Raw genomic sequence first — 17,690 nt, 5'->3', positions numbered from 1 at the left:
AGTGGGTCAGTCCTCGTCGTCGTCGGCGACGTCGTCGTCTTCGTCAGCCTCGGTTGGCTCGCCGTCGGAGTCCAACTGCTCGGCTGCGACAGCGGCCCGTGATCGCTGCGCGATCACCACCAGCGTGTCGCTGTCGAGCAAGCTCACCATGCCCGCGGGCAGGGCGAGATCGCTGACGCGGATAGAGTTCTCCAGCGACAGCGATTCCACGTCGACGTCGATCGCCGGGGGGATGACTCCTGCTGGCGACTCGACATGCAACGACATGAGCTGCTGCTGCACGACCGCTCCCTCGCGACCGGCCAATGCCGCTTCACCGACGAGCCTGACCGGCACGTCGACCACGAGGCGCTCGTCGAGCGAGACGAGCATGAAGTCGACATGCGTGACGCGGTTGGCGATCGAGTCGCGCTGCATGTCCTTGACGATGGTGAGATGGTTCTTGCCCTCGACCTCGAGGGTGATGATCGCGTTCGGCCCCGCTGCGTTCAGCGCCGCCCGGAAGCGCAGGCGGTCGAGCGTGATCAACACCGGGTCGCTGCCGTGGCCGTACATGACCGCGGGAATCTTGTTATCGGCGCGCAGACGTCTTGAGGGACCTGAGCCGGTTGCCAGACGGGCCTCGGCGACGAGCTTCAGCTGTTCCATGCCGATCCCTTCAACATTTGGCCCCTTCAACACTTGGGCTCTTGGGCGATTGGCGCATGTTCTGATTGCGGCTGGGAAGCCTACGAGATCCAAGCGTCGACGCCGCCGAGAATTGCTTTAGAACAAGTTCTGGCCGTCAAAGATCTCCGAGACCGAAGCGTCCTCGAACACCGATTCGAGGGCATCGGCGAACACCCCAGCGACACTCAGCACCACCAACTTGTCGAACTGCTTCGAGCTTGGGATCGGCACTGTGTTGGTGACGATGACCTGGCTCAGCGACGAGTTCTTCAGGCGGTCGACGGCCGGCTCGGAGAACACGCCGTGAGTGCTGGCGCACATCACGTCGGCCGCTCCATGGGCCATCAGCGTCTCGGTGGCCGAACAGATGGTGCCAGCCGTGTCGATCATGTCATCGATGATCACGCAGGTGCGTCCCGTCACCTCACCCATGATGCCGAGCGCTTCCGATTCATTCGCGCTGTCAGCCGAGCGGCGCTTGTAAATCGACGCAACATCGCAGCCCAGCCGTGTGGCATAGCGCTCAGCCACTTTCACCCGACCGGTATCGGGCGACACGATCACTGAGTCGGGGTCCATGACGTCGGACAAGTACCTGATGAGCACCGGCGCAGCAGTCAGATGATCCACCGGACCGTCGAAGAAGCCCTGGATCTGACCGCTGTGCAGATCAATCGACACGAGACGCTCTGCGCCGGCGACGGAGAACATGTCGGCGAGCAGTCGCGCAGTGATCGGCTCGCGGCCGGCGGCCTTGCGATCCTGGCGGGCGTAGCCGTACAGCGGCGCAACCGCGGTGATGCGCTTGGCCGATGCACGCCGGGCGGCATCCACCATGATGAGCTGCTCCATGATCGCGTCATTGAGGCTCATGGTCTCGCAAGCGGCGTGACTCTGGATTATGAAGACATCGCCGCCGCGAATCGACTCCGCGAACTTGCACTTGATCTCGCCGTTTGCAAAGTCGATGAGTCCTGGATCACCGAGTTCCACGCCCAGTTGCTCAGCGATCTCAGTGGCCAATTCAGGATTCGCCCTTCCGCTGAACAAGTGCAGGCGCTTCTTGGTGACCAGCTCCATTGCGTGTTCCTTTCGCAGCCGTCCCCTTGGCGCCGTGCTCAACACAGACGCGCTCGAAGCAGCAGCACTTGAAGGCTGGGCGAAACGCTCGGCAATGGGTTTTGGCGGCATGTTCAGCAGTCCGGCGACACTTTGAGGCTACCTGACGGCACCTGCAGAACACCGGAGATTTTCGCTGTGCGACTGCGTTTTGGACGCTCAGCGACCGCGCCGCGCCGCCAGCACTGCCTCGCACGCCGCCAGCTGGTCGGCATCGTTCACACCCAGCACTTCGGCAGGGTCCGGAGCCGGCACAGCCGAGATCGACTGGCCGGTGCGCGCGAGCAATCCGATGGCATCGGTGAGGTAGTACTCCGACTGAGCGTTGGCCGGGCTCAGCTCGCCCAGTACCCGGCGCAATAGTGAGATGCGAAAGCAGTACACGCCCGCATTGATCTCGTTGATTCGTGCTTGCGACGGCGAGGCGTCTCGTTGCTCGACGATCCCGATGAGCCCCCGAGAGCGCACGATGCGCCCGTAACCGGTTGGGTCGTCGACGTAAGCCGTGAGCAAGCTCGCAGCAGCGTCAACGCGCCGGCGCTCCGAGATGATCTGGCCCAGCGTCGCGGCACGCAGCAACGGCGTGTCGCCCGGCAACACCAGAACATCTGAGGCTTCTGAGAGCTGGCTGAGGGCCAGCAGGCCCACGCGTGCTGCGTCGCCGGTGCCGAGCTGGGCGGGCTGGGTCGCGAACACCAGGCGGTCGGGCTGCGGCGCTGCGGTCTGAACGGCGTCGCGGACTTGGGTTGCGCCATGCCCGATCACGACCACGACCGGCTCGGCGTCGACACCTGCGAGAGCGTCGAGCACCCGCAGCACTATGGCGCGGCCTGCGACCGGAAGGAGCGGCTTCGGCACGTCCGAGGCCATTCGAGTGCCCGCGCCCGCTGCCAACACGATGGCTGCGCAGGGTTGGCTCATCGGAACCGAGCGCATCGTGCGGGTCCGACCTGGGAATGGGGCGGTTCGGGGAGGAGGGTTCGAACCTCCGTTGTCGGGACCAAAACCCGATGTCCTGCCAATTGAACGATCCCCGATCGCGCATGCCGCGTCAACCGGCGTGCTTGTTTATCGAGGGTAGCGACCTGCGCGAATGTCATGGTCAGGGAGTTGCCCGCGCTCGGAATCCGCGAGTTCTCGTGGGACGCCGACTGCGAGGCGGTAGCGTTCAGCGCTCGATGGGATCGCTGGTCAAGAAGCGCCGCAAGCGGATGCGCAAGAAGAAGCACCGCAAAATGTTGCGGCGCACGCGTTACCAACGTCGCAACCGCTGACCCAGCGACCGCAATGGTTTAGGGCGATGGCCTAGAGCCGTCCGATGACACGCGCCCGCAGGGCGCTGATGCCGTCGCGCACGGGCAGGTTGAGGCGTGTGCCGAACGGCGCGGCGACGAACCACGTGCCGCCGCTGCCAGCCAGCTGAGGCGTTCGCCCGGTGGCTTGCGCGAGTTCATCGCGCCAAGCCGCAAGTTGGGGACAGACGGCCAGTGCGGCCGGTTCGAGGTCGTTCGAGCCCCCGCCCGGTCCCCCCATCTCGTCCCACATCCGGTACACCGCTGCGGTATTGACCTGAATCGGCGGCGTCCACAGCACAAAGGCCTGATGCCGGAACGGGATCGACTCGAGGATCTCGCCGATTCCCGTCACGCGAGCTCGGCCGCCGGTGAGGCAGAACGCCACGTCTGCGCCCAGGGTCGCCGCTTGTTGCGGAGAGACGAGGGTCGGAGTCTGGGGACGGGACGTTTTCGAGGCTGCCTCGACGGCCTCGCTGACTGCGAGACGATTCGTCCAGCGAAGCACTGCGCCTGCGTCGGCCGATCCTCCGCCGAGCCCGGCGCCCGGCGGTATGCGCTTGCGGATCTCGACGTGGGCGGTCCGGCCCGCCAGCTCCAGCGCCCGGATCACCAAGTTGGAACGGTCGCTGGGGATGTCCCAGTCGGCTGCACCGGCTGCGCCGACCGATGGCACCACCTCAACCGACGATGCAGTGCTCGGATGCACGACGAGCTCGTCGCACAGGTCCAGCGTCACCATCTCGGCATCAATGAGGTGATGGCCGTCTCGGCGAGTGTCAGTGATGCGCAGCTGCAGCGTCAGCTTCGCTGGGGCAAGCAGGCGAATTGGCTGCCGGTGAGCGGAGGTGTGCGCCGGCACAGCCGTCTCAGGCTTGCTGCCGAGCGGCCAGCGAGACTGTGGCGAGATGTACCCACTGCGCAAGCCCCAGCCGTTCGGGGCGCTCGGTCGGGTCGACGCCCGCGGCCACAAGCGCTGCATCGGCGTCATCGAAGGCGCTCCGCAACGTACGACGCAGCATCTGCCGGCGGTGCGCGAAGGCCGCGGTGACGAGCCGTTCGATCTCGGCGCGCAACTCGGATTCCAGCGCGTCTGCACGCCGGGTGATGCGCACCAGCGCGGACTCCACATCGGGACGGGGATAGAAGACCGTGGCCGGTACCGCGCCAGCCGGTTCGGCGTCAGCGTGGATCGCAACACGCACCGAAACGGCGCCATAGGCACCGCTGCCGGGCTCCGCAGCCAGTCGCTCGGCGGCTTCTCGCTGGCACATCACCAACAGCTGGGAAACGGCAGGCACCTCGTCGAGCACGGTCAGCACCAACGAGGTGGCGATGTTGTAGGGAAGATTCGCCACGAGGTGCCAGCCAGTACCCCCCAGGAGTGCGTTCCAGTCCATGCGGCGAGCGTCTGCGTGCACCACCTCCACCGAGCTTTGGTAGGGACTGAGCACCTCGCGCAGCAGTGGCACCAGCCGACCGTCGGTTTCCACGGCGACGACGGTGGCTCCGGCCTCCGCCAGGGCCGCCGTCAACGAACCCAATCCGGCGCCGATCTCGACGACACGGTCACCAGGCCCGACTCCTGACAAGCGGGCAATGCGGCGCACGGTGTTGGGATCGACCACGAAGTTCTGGCCGAGGCTGCGGCGCGGAACAGTGCCAGCCCGTTCCAAGAGCTCCTTGACGGCAGGGAGCGTCAGCAACTGGTTGGTCATGGGAGAGCAAAGGGGCCAAGCCGGAACATGCGCTCGGCATTGGCCGTGGTCTCAGCCGCAACCTGGGCGGCAGAGATGCCCCGTGTCGCTGCCACCGCCTGGCCTACGAAACGCACCCAGCTCGGCCGGTTCTGTTTGCCGCGCTTGGGCACAGGGGCCAGGTACGGCGCGTCTGTCTCGACGAGGTAGCGGTCGGCCGGAACGAGGGCGGCAGCATCACGGATCTCGGACGCATTGCCGAACGACACGATGCCGCTGAACGACAGCGAAGCGCCGCGATCGAGTGCCGCGCGGGCCTCGTCGGGTCCCCCGGTGAAGCAATGGAAGATGGTGCGTTCAGGCACGCCCTCGGCGTCGAGCACGTCAAACGTGTCCTCCCAGGCGTCGCGGCTGTGAATCACCAGCGCCAGCTCGTAGCGGTGCGCCATCGCAATCTGGGCCGCAAACGCCTCACGCTGGCTGGCCCGATCGGAGTGCTCGTAGTAGTAGTCCAACCCGCATTCGCCGATCGCGACCGGCGACTCACCTGCAGCGATCAGCTGCTCCAGCGCCTCGAGCGCCGCAGGTCCGGAGTCCGCATCGTGGGGATGCAGCCCGATGGTGGCGGCGACACCCGGCAACGTCCGGGCGCGCTCCAGTGCCGAAATGCTTCGCTCAACGTCGGTGCCGATGTCGATGACCCAGGTGACCCCGTCTCGGTGCGCCTCGGCGACGAGGTCGGCGCCGTTGTCCCACAGGTGGCAATGGCTGTCGATCCAGACTTCGGCCAGGTCCTCTGTGTTCATCGCAATGGGCTCATCGCAGGCGCGGATACAGCGGCTCGCCGGTCTCCACCGGCAGGCCCCCCGGGTAACCGCCCCAGTTGGCGGCCTCCGGCAGACGCTGATCGACCACCGAGCCCTCCATGCCGATGCGCCGCCACACTTCCTGGCAACCCCTCGGCGTGGCCACCGATGCCAGCACCGCCACGATGCGCAGCGCCTCGAGCGCATCACCGAGCACCGCGTCCACCTCGGGACCTGGTTCGGCCTTCCATGGCTCGGCCGCCTCGAGCATGGAATTGGTCTCACGAATGATCCGCCACGTGGCGTCGAGGGCATCTGAAGGCGCCAGTCGTTCCCACGCCTCGGCCGCCTCGCCATAGCACTGGGTCACCGCGGAGGCCAGCGGGCTGTCGGGGCGAGGCGCCGGTCCGATCCCGTTGCACTTGCGAGCGACCACGGTGGCTACCCGGCTCATGAGGTTGCCCAGGTTGTTGGCCAAGTCCGCGTTGTAGCGGGCGACCATCGCCTCATAGGAGAAATCCCCGTCAGGTCCGAAGGGCTGATCGTGCAGGAAGTGGTGCCGCACACCGTCGCTGCCGAAGTCGTCAACGAGGTCGCCAGGAGCGATCTGGTTGAGCGCTGACTTCGCCATCTTCTCGCCGCCGACCAGCAGGAAGCCGTGGACGTGGACCCGCCGCGGCGGCAACACGCCACCGCTCATCAGCATCGCCGGCCAGTACACGCAGTGGAATCGCAGAATGTCCTTGCCGATGAGATGAACCCCCGGCCAGCGGTGGTCGAACTGGACCGGGTCGTCGCCGTAGCCAGCCGCCGTGATGTAGTTCGTCAGCGCGTCGAACCAGACGTAGGTGACATGCCGAGGGTCCCACGGGATCCTGATTCCCCAGTCCAGCGATGTGCGGCTGATGGAGAAGTCCTGCAGTCCGCCGCGGATGAACCCCAGCGCCTCGTTGCGCTTGGTCGCCGGGACCACGAAGTCGGGATGCGCCTCGTACCAGTCGAGCAACGGCTTCTCGTACCGGCTGAGCGAGAAGAAATAGTTCTCTTCGGTGACATGCTCCGCGGGACGGCGGTGGATGCGGCAGTTGCCGTCGTCAAGGTCGTCGTCGGTGTAGTAGGCCTCGCAGCTCACGCAATACAGGCCCTCGTAGGTCTGCAAGGTGATGTCGCCGTTCTCGTAGCAGGCCTGCAGCAGTTGCTGCACCGAGCGGTGATGGCGGGGCTCGGTTGTGCGGATGAAGTCGTCGTTGGCGATGTCGAGCTGCTGCCATGCCTCCTGGAAGCGCACGACGGTGCGGTCCGCCCACTCGATGGGGGTGCAATCGTGCTCGGAGGCTGCCCGCTGGACCTTGAGGCCGTGCTCGTCGGTGCCGGTCAGGAACATGACGTCATCGCCGCACAGCCGCTTCCAGCGAGCGATCGCATCGGCGGTGATCGTCGTGTACGCGTGCCCGATGTGGGGGGCGTCGTTCACGTAGTAGATCGGCGTCGTGACGTAGTAGGAAGCCACGCCTGCAGGGTAGTGAGGGGCAGCGGGGGAGCTTGCGGAGTTTCAGCGACGAGTCCGGGTACTCGCTGGCTCAGTCGCGAGCGCCTGCCAGTGCCACCGCGAGGGGGTACACCCGGTTGCGACCGACGCCGAGCTTGCGTGCCACTGCGGCCGCAGCATCGCGTGCGCTGACGCCAGCGGCGAGCTCGTTCGCCAGTTCGGCCTGAATCTCATCGTCGGAGGGGGCCGCTGAAGCTGCCGGACCGATGACCACCACGATCTCGCCCTTGGGCGGGTCGCCAAATCGGGTCGCCAACTCGGCGAGCGTCCCGCGGCACACCTCCTCGTGCAGCTTGGTCAGCTCCCGTGCCACCACAGCGAGTCGATCGCTTCCGCAGGCATCAGCCAGCTCGGCCAGCGTTGCGCCGACCCGTCGAGGCGATTCGAGCAGAACGACGGTGCGCCCCGAGACAGCGATCTCGGCCATCCGCGCCTCGCGGGTCTCCCCGCTGCGGGGCAGGAAGCCCTCCATGATCCAGCGTTGCGTCGGCAGGCCGGACACGGCGAGCGCAGCGATGGGCGCAGATGGCCCCGGCACGACGCTGATGAGCACTCCAGCAGCCGCTGCGGCCTCGACGAGGCGCTGTCCGGGATCGGAAATGCCAGGCATACCAGCGTCGGTCACATATGCAGCCGTCTCCCCGGCAACCAAGCGCTTGACCACCTGTTCGCATGCCACAGCCTCGTTGTGCTCGTGCACTGCGAGGAGCGGCCGCTGTCCGATGCCTAGCCGCTGCAGCAACAAACCCGTGCGGCGTGTGTCCTCGCAGGCCACGAATGACACCTCGCGCAGCACCTGTACCGCCCGGGGAGCGATGTCGGCCATATTGCCGATCGGCGTAGCGACCAGCCACAGCAAAGGTTGCTCTGCGGTGGCTGCGGCTGACCGGTCAGTCATGTCTGTAGGCAAGCATGCCCAGCGAGTGCCGGTGTGCTTATGCGTCGAGCCGGACGTCCAGCAAGTCGCCCACTCGAATTCCCCAGCGTTCGAACGCGCCCGCTCGGGCCTCGATCACCGACCGTGCACCGAGCCGGGGACGGCCGATCCTGCCCGGCCGCATCGTGACGATGTCGACCACCTGCCGGTCGGCGTCGAGGTATGCCACATCGATCTCGAAGTTCATTCCCACGGTGTGCACCGCACGGCAACGCTCGATCAGCAGCGCCCCGGTCAGGTCGTCGCGCCCCAGCAGTCCGCGACGGCGTGCGCGCCGGGCGCGGGCGACTTCGAGGCTTGCCACCACGCGGTCCTCACAGGCCAACCACGGCATGGCTACACGTTGAAGCGGAACTCCACGACGTCGCCATCGCGCATCGGGTAGTCCTTGCCTTCGACGCGCATCCTGCCGGCTTCGCGCGCCGCGCCCCATGAGCCCAGTTCGAGCAGCTCAGCCCAATCGATCACCTCTGCCCGGATGAAGCCACGCTCGAAATCGGTGTGGATCCGGCCAGCGCACTGCGGTGCCCGCCAGCCAGCACGGAATGTCCACGCCCGTGACTCCTTCTCGCCGGTCGTGAGAAAAGTTCGCAATCCCAACAGGCCGTGCGCGCCAGCAACGAATCGCTCCAGCGCTCCGGAGCCCAGACCGAGCCCTTCCAGCAATTCAGCCCGTCCGGCCGCTTCGAGCTGGGCAGCTTCTGCTTCGAGCTGCACGCACAGCGGCAGCACCGTGGCGCCCGGCAGCTCAGCCTCGATGGGCGCGGCAAGCTCGGCTGCCGCATCCAGCTGGTCCTCGCCGATGTTCAGGACCGCCATGACCGGCTTGTCGGTCAGCAGGAAGTGGCTCCGCAGCGCCACGCGATGCGGGTGTTCGTCGGCACCGTTGCACGTCGCAGCGAGCGGCCATGCCCGGAACAGCGGTGTGCCGGCTTCGAGGTGCTCGAGTGCAGCCTCGAGTGCTGCTACTTCTTCGGCAAGCGCTGTGTCGGAGGGCTGGCTGCGCAATGCCTTGCGCCGGCGGTTGATCCGAGATTCCACCGACTCCAAGTCGGCCAGTGTCAACTCGGTTTCCACAATGCTGAGGTGCTCGAGCGGATCGGCGGGACCTGGCACATCGGCATCGGTGAAGGCACGCAGCACAAAGACAATCGCATCGACATCGCGAATGCCGGCCAGGAATCGGTTGCCCAGTCCCTCGCCCTTGCTGGCGCCCTCTACCAAGCCTCCGATGTCAATGAACGCGGTAGTCGTGGGCACCACCTTGCGGCTTGCGCTCATGCGCGCCAGGGCATCGAGGCGGCCATCGGGCACGCGTGCCACGCCGACATTCGGATCGGTTGTCGCGAACGCATACGGCGCGGCCAGCGCACCGCCGCCAGCGAGGGAATTGAACAGCGACGATTTCCCCGCGTTGGGCAGGCCGACGAACCCAAAGCGCTCCATCGCCGGGCGAGGCTAGTGAGTGCGCCGACGCGGTCCGGCCAGCACCCCGACGGCCGTGGGCTCGCAGCACGCCCGGGCGATGCGGTGTGTTGCGTGCAAGACTTCGCCGACACGGGTGTGCGGCTACGGCGCCCACTGACGGGGAGGAATCCATGGGACCGCTGCAGGGACTCAAGGTGATCGAGCTGGCGGGCATCGGCCCAGGGCCGTTCTGCGCAATGCTGCTCGCTGACCTCGGGGCGGACGTGGTCCGCATCGATCGCATGACGCCCGAGGACCTCGGCATCGACCGGGGACGCAAGTTCAACGTGCTCAACCGCGGCCGGCGCTCGGTTGCGGTCGACCTGAAGTCGCCCGACGGCGTCGAGACCGTGCTGAAGCTGGTGGAACAGGCCGACGCGCTGATCGAGGGCTTCCGCCCCGGCGTGACCGAGCGACTGGGCCTCGGACCCGACGAGTGCTTCGCCCGCAATCCGAAGCTGGTGTACGGACGCATGACCGGCTGGGGCCAGGAAGGCCCGATGGCGCACGCAGCCGGCCACGACATCAACTACATCGCCCTCACCGGCGCCCTGCACGCCATCGGTCCCGCCGAGGCACCTAGCCCACCGCTCAACCTGGTCGGCGACTTCGGCGGCGGGGGCATGTACCTGGCATTCGGCGTGTGCGCTGCGCTGCTCGAAGCGCGCGACTCTGGGGAGGGCCAGGTGGTGGACGCAGCGATGACCGAGGGCGCGGCATCGCTGATGGCGGCAATCTACGGCATCTATGGCTCAGGCGGCTGGCAGGACGAGCGGGAGTCCAACTTTCTCGACGGCGGCGCCTACTACTACGGCGTGTACGAGACCTCCGACGGCAAGTTCGTCTCGGTCGGGTCGATCGAGGGCAAGTTTCACGACGAACTGCTCTCCAAAACCGGCCTGGCCGACGCCGCCACCGTGGACCGCAACGACCGGGATGAATGGGCTGACAAGCGGGCACGCCTCGCCGAGGTCATCAAGACCAAGACACGGGACGAGTGGGACGAGATCATGGCCGGCTCAGACGTGTGCTACGCGCCGGTGCTGGACCTGTCCGAGGCTCCCCATCACCCGCACAACGTTGCACGCGGCAGCTTCGTCGAGGTGGAAGGCGTGATGCAGCCCGCGCCCGCGCCTCGTTTCAGCCGTACCCCCGGCGAGGTCGCCCGGCCGCCGGCTTCACCGGGCGAGAACACAGACGAGGTGCTGGCCGACTGGGGCTTCGACGAAGACGACATCGAAAAGCTGCACGAGGTCGGCGCAGTCGGCTGATCGGGCCCTGGCCTCGGAGGCCGGGAAACAGGAACTGAAGCCTCAGGACTGATGCCGGTGCGGCGTCGATAGCCTGCAACGCCTATGTCGAAGCGCACCAAGAAGCGAAAGCTCCGGGCGCGCCGCAGCAAGGCCAATCACGGCAAGCGCCCCAACTGCGGCCGCGGCTAGTCCGCGTCAGCCGCTGCGGCGCTCTATTTCGGTCAGGATCGGCTCCGTCAGCACGATTCCGCCGTAGTAGGTGTAGTGAATGCCGTCCTGGGTGCGGATGTTGCGTTGCCCCGGTCCGAGACGCCGTGCATAGGCGCCATCCACCGCCACTGCGTCAAATGAGTCCATGTAGATCGCGCCGTCGACCTCGGCGGCGGCTGCTGCCGCGAGCGGGTTGACGACGCCGGGCAACGGGGCAAAGTGCCTTGGTTGCAACGGCGGCAGGCCGATCCAGATGACCAACCGGCCGGGCCTGGCGGCCGCTGCGACGAGATCACGGACGCGGGCCTGATAGCGCTCATTCCATTCCGGCTCTCCAAAGCGCTCGGGAAAACCCCGGAAGCGCTGCTTGTCATTGGCGCCCATCGCCAGCACGATGACGTCGTAGGGCCCCTCGGCAACTTCTGTCGCCATATAGGTGACCCAGTCGAAGTACCAGTCGGTCACCACCCCGGTCGACTTGATGATGTCCTCGGTGAAGCGGAAGCGTTCGTCGTCGGCAATGAGCTGGCGGAAGCCATAGACGGGGCCGCCCGATATCGAGTCGCCGCCTGACCACACCCGCAACGGCCGCTCCGGTGTCGCGGCCGGCAGGAGCGACCGCCGGTCGTCGCGTGCAAACCAGTAGTAGGTGGGTTCGGTGCCGAGTTGGGATTCCGACAGCGGGTCCGGCCAGCGCAGCACCGGGTCTGCCCATGGATCCTCAGTGACCCTGGGTGCCGGCTCGGGCACTTGTTCGGGCGCTGGCATTTCCTCGCTGGCACCGTCGTCGGTCGAGGCCTCGTCGTCGGTCGAGGCACCGTCGTCGGTCGAAGCCTCGTCGTCGGTCGAGGCCTCGTCGTCGGTCTGCGCCCCTGCCGGTCCCCCAAGCAGCCCTGACGCCAGCAGGCACACGACGACTGCGGCCGCTGCTGCCCTCAGCGATCGCCGAGGGCGGCGCAGCTCCTGCTGGATCACGAAGGAGCGCCTGATGTCAGGTCGACGACGAGGCCGAGTTCGTCCAGCAGCACCTCCGACAGCCATCTGCCACCGATCGTGCTGAGGTGGACGCCGTCGGTGAGCCGGACATCGGTGAGCTGGCCGTCGGCATCAGCGACGTAGCGGCTGAAGGTGCCGTTCGGTCCCCTGAACAGGTCGCGGATTTCCACGTAGTGCACCCGATCGCGCTCGGCAGCTTCTGCCGCAAAGATCTCGTTGACCCGCTGCATCCGGGAGTCGTAGTCGGGGTCTTCCATGATCGGCTGACCGACCCAGATCAAGACTCGTTCCGGGTCGGTCGTCACCAGGTCCATGATGTGACCGACTCGCGCCGAATACTCCTGTAGCCAGCTCTCGGAGAAGCGGCGGGCGATCTGTCCGTCCACGACGATCGCCTGGGCGTCGTTGCCTCCGAACATCAGCACTACCGCGTCGGGGTCTTCACCTGCCATGACTTCGACGATGCGTGTCGGCCAGTCGTAGAAGTCGGGTCGACTCAGGCCGCTTGCGAGTTGGTGCTCTGTCCAGGCATCGATGACACCAGTGTCGTTGGCCAGTCCGACCATGGTCGTGCCGAAGAACTGCACCATCGAGTCGCCCATGATGGACAGCTGCAGCGGGTCGGCGGGTGTCGGGAACCACGGCACCGTGGTGGGAGGTGCGCTCGTCGCCGTGTCGCCGAGGGTGCCTAAGGCCGGCTGCTCGTCCCCGGCTGTCAGCTCAGTGCCAACTGTTCCGCCGACCGTCGCCTCGGCTCCCGTCGTTTGGTCTGCCAGCGCCGGGGTGTCGCCGCTGTTTGTGCCGACGGGCCCGGTGGCGGGCGTGTCGGCGACCACGACCCCGGTGGGGGTCGAATCGGCCACTGCTGCGTCGCCGGCGGCATCACCCACGACGGCGGAGGCGAATGGGTCGGTGGTCGCGCCCGGATCGGTCACCGAGTGGCCCAACGCCTCATCGGCCCACAGGCGCGGCAGGTGCAAGCCGACGGCGCTGGACGTGCCCTCAACCGGCTCCCACACCGCCACCGAGGCGTCGCGCTCCCAGCCGAATGGCTTCTGCTGTGCCTCGCGCAGCAATTGCTGCGAGTTGAGCACGATCGCCAGCAGCAGCCCGAGCGCTCCGGCTGCCAAGACCCGGCCGGCAGCCACCCCGGTTCGGCGGTCTGTGGCGTCGAGGCGTGGCGGCCCTGCGGACGGAGCGGTCCGGGGATCGGGCGGAAGGTGCGATGCCGTCATGACTCAGAACTGGAAGTAGATGAACGGGGCGACGCCCGTCGGGCCGAGGACATCGATGGCCACCAACGAGACGCCCACCACGGCGCCTTGTGCCACCCAACCCAGGCTGGCAAAGCCGTCGCGCAGCTGATCGAACCAGTCGGTGGGCATGAACTGGAACGCCAGTGCGCCGAATGTCACTGCGATCACGAGCGGCGTTGCGGTGCCTGCGTAGTTGTCGAAGCTGGCGACTGCGCCGAGCATCTCGATCGCCGCCGACAGCGACTCGGACCGGAAGAACACCCACGCCAGGCACACGACATGGAAGGTGACCAGCCAGCGCACCACCTCGCCGATGCCCGGGGAGAGCAAGTGGCCGGCGCCGCTGCGTTCCCGCTGCTCGCGCACCAGCCGTTCCACCGCCAGCACCACGCCGTGGATGCCGCCCCAGATCACGAAATTCCAGGTGCTGCCGTGCCACAGGCCGCCGAGCAGCATGACGATCATGAGGTTGCGGTACGTGTTGACGCGGCCACCCCGGTTGCCGCCCAGCGGCACGTAGAGGTAGTCGCGCAGCCAGCGGGACAGGGTCATGTGCCAGCGCCGCCAGAAGTCCTGCAAGGTCAGCGCCCGGTACGGATTGTTGAAGTTCTGCGGGAAACGGAAGCCCAGCAACAGCGCCACGCCGATGGCGATGTCGGTGTAGCCGGAGAAGTCCGCATAAATCTGGACTGCGTAGGCGTAGACACCGAGCACGACCTCAGGTCCGCTGTGGGCCCCCGGATCGGCGAAGACACCGTCCACGATCTCGCTCGCCAGGAAGCTGGAGATCACGACCTTCTTGAACAGCCCGTTCAGGATCAGCCCGAACGCCTCCGCGGCTGGGACGTAGCGAGGGTCGGGCCGTGCAGCGAGCTGCGGCGCCATCTCTGCCGCCCGCACGATCGGTCCCGCCACCAGCTGGGGAAAGAACGACAGGTACACCGCAAAGTCCAGCGGCGCCATCTCGCGGACGTTCCCGCGGCCGATGTCGATGATGTAGCTCATCGCTTGGAACGTGTAGAAGGAGATGCCGACCGGCAGCGTGTACTCCAGCACCGGCAAGGCGCCCGAGATCCCGATGCTCTCGAGCAGGTTGGACATCTCGACGGCGAAGAAGTCCCAGTACTTGAAGACGCCGAGAATGCCGAGATTGGCGGCAACGCCGATCCGGACCCACCACTTCGCAGCTTGGGCAGAGCCGGCGACCCCCTGGCCCGAGTCCCACAACCGAGCTGCGGCGAAATGCCCCACGACCCAGTTGATGACAATGGTCGCGAACAGCAAGAAGACGAAACGCCAGCTCCACCAGCCGTAGAACACGATGCTGGCCGCCAGCATCAGCGGCTTCCACAGGGCCGGGTGCGGCCGCGTGAGCCAGTTCACGACAAAGACGACTACGAAGAATGCTCCGAAGACGAACGTCGGGAACAACATGCCGAGCCGAACATACTGGCGTTCCCGTCCCTCCAATAGACACAGCTTCAGGATGGACACCGGTGAGCCAAGGCGTTTCTGTATGACGACCCCCGCAGCAACGCTCGACGCCTGGCTAGCCGTTGACCCAGATCCCGGGACGCGCAGTTCGATCGAGACCAACCGCGAGCGCCCGGACTGGGTAGAGGCCCATTTCGGCAGAACGCTGCGATTCGGAACCGCTGGAATGCGAGGGCCGACCGGACCAGGGCCTGCCTGCATGAACCGGGTCATGGCTCGATTGACCGCCCGGGCAGTCGGCGCTGAGCTGGTTTCCAGCGGCCTGGCCGACCGGGGCGCCGTCGTCGGATTTGATGCCCGGCCGGGTTCTGCCGACATGGCGTTCGACGCTGCACGACTGATTGCCGCCATGGGGATCCCGACGGCAATCATCGACGGAGGGGCGCCGACGCCTTTGCTGGCACGGCAGCTGCTCGCCCGTTCCGCAGGGGCGGGGCTCATGATCACCGCCAGCCACAACCCGCGCGAGGACAACGGCCTCAAGGTGTATTGGTGCGACGGAACGCAGATCCGGCCGCCGCTGGACCGGCGCATCGAAGCTCGTATTGACCTCGGGGATCTCCCGACCGACGACGACCTCGCAGCCCGACACGAGCTGGAGCTGCTTGACGTGCGCTCGGTCATCGCCGAGTACGTCGGCGCGGCCGTCCGCCGACCGGTGTTCGATTCGGACGGCCGACCGGCCGATCCGACCGACGTGCCACCGATCGTCTACACAGCGCTGTGCGGCGTCGGCTCGCAGACCCTGGGCCATGCCTTCGCCACCGCCGGCCTGCCGCCGCCGATCTACGTGGAGCACCAGCGACATCCCGATGGATCGTTCCCGGGATTGCCGTTCCCGAATCCCGAGGAGCCGGGCACCCTCGATGATGCGATGGCGCTGGCGTCTGACGAGGGCATCGACTTGGTTCTCGCCAACGACCCCGACGCAGACCGGCTGGCGGTGGCCGTTCGCGATCGCGACGGCGCGTGGTGTCGGCTGAGCGGTGATGCATTGGGCGTGCTGCTGTGCGACTGGCTGATCGGTCTGGAGGGTCATGAACGGGCTGCGCGACCGTTGATCTCAGCGTCATCGGTCGTGTCAGGTCGCATGGTTGAAGCCCTGTGCGCTGCGCGAGGCATCGCCCACCACCGCACCTTGACCGGCTTCAAGTGGATCATGGAGCCACGGCTGGCGCATCCCGATGCCCGCTGGGTGTTCGGCTACGAGGAGGCGCTCGGCTACTCGGTCACTGACGCCGTGCGCGACAAGGACGGCATCTCGGCGGCCACCGAATTCGCGCGGCTGACCGGTGCCTTGGCTGCTCGCGGCATCGGACCGCTCGAACGCCTCGACGAGCTGGCCGCCGAGTTCGGCCTCCACGTCACAACGGCAGCATCGGTGCGAGCTAGCGCCAACTCGATCGCCGCCGCCATGGCGAGACTGCGGGCCAATCCCCCCGTCACGGTTGCTGGCCGCGGGGTCACAAGGGTTACCGACTGGCTCGACGCCGGCACGCCTCACCCCGCTGACCTCGTCGAACTGGAACTCGCGCCCGCCAAGGCGGTTGACGCCGGCGATGTGCGCGACACCCTGGCGCGCATCTGCATCCGGCCGAGCGGTACCGAGCCCAAGGCGAAGATCTACCTCGAAGCCGTGATGCCGAGCCCTGGTGACCTCCGTGTCGAGCGCCGTCGCCTCCGGGTGTGGCTCGATGCCATCGCCGCCGAAACTCTCGACTCGCTCTTCGTGAGCGAAGAATGAGGGACTCCGAATACCCGCTGGTGCCATTCGAACGAAGATGACCGCCTGGCGCAACCGGCACCCCTCGACGGGATCAGTTCTCTGTGCAGAAACGCCGCCTCAGACGGCAAGACTGCGCACAGAAATTGCTCGCCAAGAAATCGGCTCTTCGCGATTTTTTGGGATGACGGTGGGTTGAGGGTCCTTGGGTAGGGGTCGAGGCCCTGCTGGGATCGGTGTTTGTGGACGCCGAACCCTGGAGGGCCTCGATGGCGAGAGATGTTGTGTCGGTGCGGCTGTGGCTGCCGCAGGTGCGGGTGCTGGGGGTGTTGGTCGACTTGGCCGAGCGGCTGGCGGTGCGGGTCGTCTCGACAGTGCTGCGTCCGAAGTGCCCGCGCTGCGCGACGCCGAGCGGGCGGGTGCATGGCCGCCGCGACAACAAGGTGCGCGATCTGGAGGTGTCGGGTCGGCCGGTGACGCTGGTGTGGCAGCGGCGGCGGCTGGTGTGGGGGCCGTGCGGCCGTCGGTTCTGCGAGGACCGCCCGGCGTTGGGGGGCCGTCTCACGGCCCGGCTGGCCCGTCGTGTGGTCCAGGACGCGCGGGCGATGACGGTCAACGCGGCGGCCCGCCGCCGCCGGCTGGGCTGGGATCTGGTCAATGCGCTGGTGGTCGCCTATGCGGGGCTGGTCGCGGACCGCCGGCGGCGGCGAAGATGCCGGCTGCTTTTGGTGGAGGGGACCTCGATCCGCCGTCGGCACCGGTACGTGACGGTGCTCGTGAACGGCGACACCGGCGAGGTGCTCGCGATGGTGCCCCACCGCAACGCCCAGGCGCTGTCGGGGTTCCTGGCCTCCCAGGGGCACAGATGGTGCAAGGGCGTCAAGGTCGTGGTGTCCGACGGCTCGAAGCCATACAAGGCAGCAATCGAACGGCGGCTCGGCCACGCCCGCCACGTGCTGGACCGGTTCCACGTCATCAGATGGTTCGCAGCGGGCCTGACCGCGGTGCGCCGCGACGTCCAGCGCCGCCCCGAGGGCTCCAAGCCGGCGTCCGACCCCGAAGTGTTCCGGGCACGGTTCTTGCTCATGCGCCGCCCCGACCCGAATTTGACGGGTTGGGGTGCGTGTTGGGCGGGTGTCGGGTTTGTGACCTGCGGGTTTGGGTGCGGCGAGGTTGTTCCGTGATGGTTTTGTAGGGGCGACATTTGCAGCTTGGCGGGAGT

The 17,690-nt window shown here is 67.0% G+C and carries 18 protein-coding genes and 1 tRNA gene; 5 read left to right on the top strand and 14 right to left on the bottom strand.

What is annotated here, in order from left to right; genetic code table 11:
- Positions 1 to 6 precede the first annotated feature (6 nt).
- The 4 genes from ACOQPH_RS01325 to ACOQPH_RS01310 all read right to left on the bottom strand — a co-directional run bounded on the left by ACOQPH_RS01325 (position 7) and on the right by ACOQPH_RS01310 (position 2,825).
- Positions 7 to 648: a 50S ribosomal protein L25 gene (locus ACOQPH_RS01325; RefSeq protein WP_420622965.1), complete on the bottom strand. Its 642-nt coding sequence runs from the start codon at positions 646 to 648 to the stop codon at positions 7 to 9.
- A 117-nt stretch (positions 649 to 765) separates the two neighbouring features.
- Positions 766 to 1,749 (bottom strand): ribose-phosphate diphosphokinase, encoded by a 984-nt coding sequence (locus ACOQPH_RS01320; RefSeq protein ID WP_420622964.1) that lies wholly within the window; start codon positions 1,747 to 1,749, stop codon positions 766 to 768.
- A gap of 198 nt (positions 1,750 to 1,947) precedes the next feature.
- On the bottom strand, positions 1,948 to 2,709 hold the full coding sequence (locus ACOQPH_RS01315) for an NTP transferase domain-containing protein (RefSeq protein ID WP_420622963.1): 762 nt from the start codon (positions 2,707 to 2,709) through the stop codon (positions 1,948 to 1,950).
- 44 nt (positions 2,710 to 2,753) lie between these two features.
- Positions 2,754 to 2,825, bottom strand: a tRNA-Gln gene (locus tag ACOQPH_RS01310).
- Between the two features lie 141 nt (positions 2,826 to 2,966).
- On the opposite strand from ACOQPH_RS01310, the gene ACOQPH_RS01305 reads away from it, so the two are divergent.
- Positions 2,967 to 3,062: a 30S ribosomal protein bS22 gene (locus ACOQPH_RS01305; RefSeq protein WP_323671112.1), complete on the top strand. Its 96-nt coding sequence runs from the start codon at positions 2,967 to 2,969 to the stop codon at positions 3,060 to 3,062.
- Positions 3,063 to 3,093: 31 nt separating this feature from the next.
- On the opposite strand, the gene ACOQPH_RS01300 is transcribed toward ACOQPH_RS01305, so the two are convergent.
- The 7 genes from ACOQPH_RS01300 to ychF all read right to left on the bottom strand — a co-directional run bounded on the left by ACOQPH_RS01300 (position 3,094) and on the right by ychF (position 9,515).
- A complete protein-coding gene (locus tag ACOQPH_RS01300; RefSeq protein WP_420622962.1) occupies positions 3,094 to 3,942 on the bottom strand; it encodes a 4-(cytidine 5'-diphospho)-2-C-methyl-D-erythritol kinase in 849 nt (282 codons plus the stop codon).
- 7 nt (positions 3,943 to 3,949) lie between these two features.
- Complete coding sequence (gene rsmA, locus ACOQPH_RS01295) at positions 3,950 to 4,798, bottom strand: 16S rRNA (adenine(1518)-N(6)/adenine(1519)-N(6))-dimethyltransferase RsmA (RefSeq protein WP_420622961.1); 849 nt, start codon at positions 4,796 to 4,798, stop codon at positions 3,950 to 3,952.
- Positions 4,795 to 5,583, bottom strand: coding sequence for a TatD family hydrolase (locus ACOQPH_RS01290; RefSeq protein WP_420622960.1), 789 nt, complete (start codon positions 5,581 to 5,583; stop codon positions 4,795 to 4,797). Before ACOQPH_RS01290 ends, rsmA begins: the two co-directional genes overlap by 4 nt.
- A gap of 10 nt (positions 5,584 to 5,593) precedes the next feature.
- Positions 5,594 to 7,093, bottom strand: a complete 1,500-nt coding sequence (locus tag ACOQPH_RS01285; protein ID WP_420622959.1) for a class I tRNA ligase family protein — start codon at positions 7,091 to 7,093, stop codon at positions 5,594 to 5,596.
- A gap of 70 nt (positions 7,094 to 7,163) precedes the next feature.
- Positions 7,164 to 8,030, bottom strand: coding sequence for a 16S rRNA (cytidine(1402)-2'-O)-methyltransferase (gene rsmI / locus ACOQPH_RS01280; protein WP_420622958.1), 867 nt, complete (start codon positions 8,028 to 8,030; stop codon positions 7,164 to 7,166).
- A gap of 37 nt (positions 8,031 to 8,067) precedes the next feature.
- The gene (locus ACOQPH_RS01275; protein WP_420622957.1) at positions 8,068 to 8,403 is read right to left on the bottom strand and encodes a DUF192 domain-containing protein; all 336 of its coding nucleotides are present in this window, start codon (positions 8,401 to 8,403) and stop codon (positions 8,068 to 8,070) included.
- A 2-nt stretch (positions 8,404 to 8,405) separates the two neighbouring features.
- Positions 8,406 to 9,515 (bottom strand): redox-regulated ATPase YchF, encoded by a 1,110-nt coding sequence (gene ychF / locus ACOQPH_RS01270; RefSeq protein WP_420622956.1) that lies wholly within the window; start codon positions 9,513 to 9,515, stop codon positions 8,406 to 8,408.
- A 152-nt stretch (positions 9,516 to 9,667) separates the two neighbouring features.
- Here ychF and ACOQPH_RS01265 point away from each other — a divergent pair, with 152 nt between their 5' ends.
- Positions 9,668 to 10,807 carry a CaiB/BaiF CoA transferase family protein gene (locus ACOQPH_RS01265; RefSeq protein ID WP_420622955.1) on the top strand — a complete coding sequence of 380 codons (1,140 nt, stop codon included), beginning with the start codon at positions 9,668 to 9,670 and terminating at the stop codon, positions 10,805 to 10,807.
- Between the two features lie 84 nt (positions 10,808 to 10,891).
- Complete coding sequence (locus ACOQPH_RS01260) at positions 10,892 to 10,978, top strand: 50S ribosomal protein bL37 (protein WP_419554825.1); 87 nt, start codon at positions 10,892 to 10,894, stop codon at positions 10,976 to 10,978.
- 6 nt (positions 10,979 to 10,984) lie between these two features.
- Here the strand turns inward: ACOQPH_RS01260 and ACOQPH_RS01255 are convergent, their stop codons facing one another.
- From ACOQPH_RS01255 to ACOQPH_RS01245, 3 genes are read right to left on the bottom strand one after another with little or no spacing between them, the layout of a single operon-like run.
- Positions 10,985 to 11,974 (bottom strand): hypothetical protein, encoded by a 990-nt coding sequence (locus ACOQPH_RS01255; RefSeq protein ID WP_420622954.1) that lies wholly within the window; start codon positions 11,972 to 11,974, stop codon positions 10,985 to 10,987.
- On the bottom strand, positions 11,971 to 13,230 hold the full coding sequence (locus ACOQPH_RS01250; protein WP_420622953.1) for a DUF459 domain-containing protein: 1,260 nt from the start codon (positions 13,228 to 13,230) through the stop codon (positions 11,971 to 11,973). The genes ACOQPH_RS01255 and ACOQPH_RS01250 overlap by 4 nt, the downstream gene beginning before the upstream one ends.
- Positions 13,231 to 13,233: 3 nt before the next feature.
- Positions 13,234 to 14,685, bottom strand: coding sequence for an MBOAT family O-acyltransferase (locus ACOQPH_RS01245; protein WP_420622952.1), 1,452 nt, complete (start codon positions 14,683 to 14,685; stop codon positions 13,234 to 13,236).
- Positions 14,686 to 14,767: 82 nt separating this feature from the next.
- On the opposite strand from ACOQPH_RS01245, the gene ACOQPH_RS01240 reads away from it, so the two are divergent.
- Both ACOQPH_RS01240 and ACOQPH_RS01235 read left to right on the top strand, forming a co-directional pair.
- A complete protein-coding gene (locus ACOQPH_RS01240; protein WP_420622951.1) occupies positions 14,768 to 16,489 on the top strand; it encodes a phospho-sugar mutase in 1,722 nt (573 codons plus the stop codon).
- 248 nt (positions 16,490 to 16,737) lie between these two features.
- Positions 16,738 to 17,652, top strand: a complete 915-nt coding sequence (locus tag ACOQPH_RS01235) for a transposase (RefSeq protein WP_420622950.1) — start codon at positions 16,738 to 16,740, stop codon at positions 17,650 to 17,652.
- Positions 17,653 to 17,690 lie beyond the last annotated feature (38 nt).

Source organism: Candidatus Poriferisodalis sp., from assembly GCF_965221945.1.
Taxonomy (GTDB): Bacteria; Actinomycetota; Acidimicrobiia; order Acidimicrobiales; family Poriferisodalaceae; genus Poriferisodalis.
Note: the sequence above shows the minus strand (reverse complement) of the source record. Positions and strands in the feature narration are given on the sequence as shown.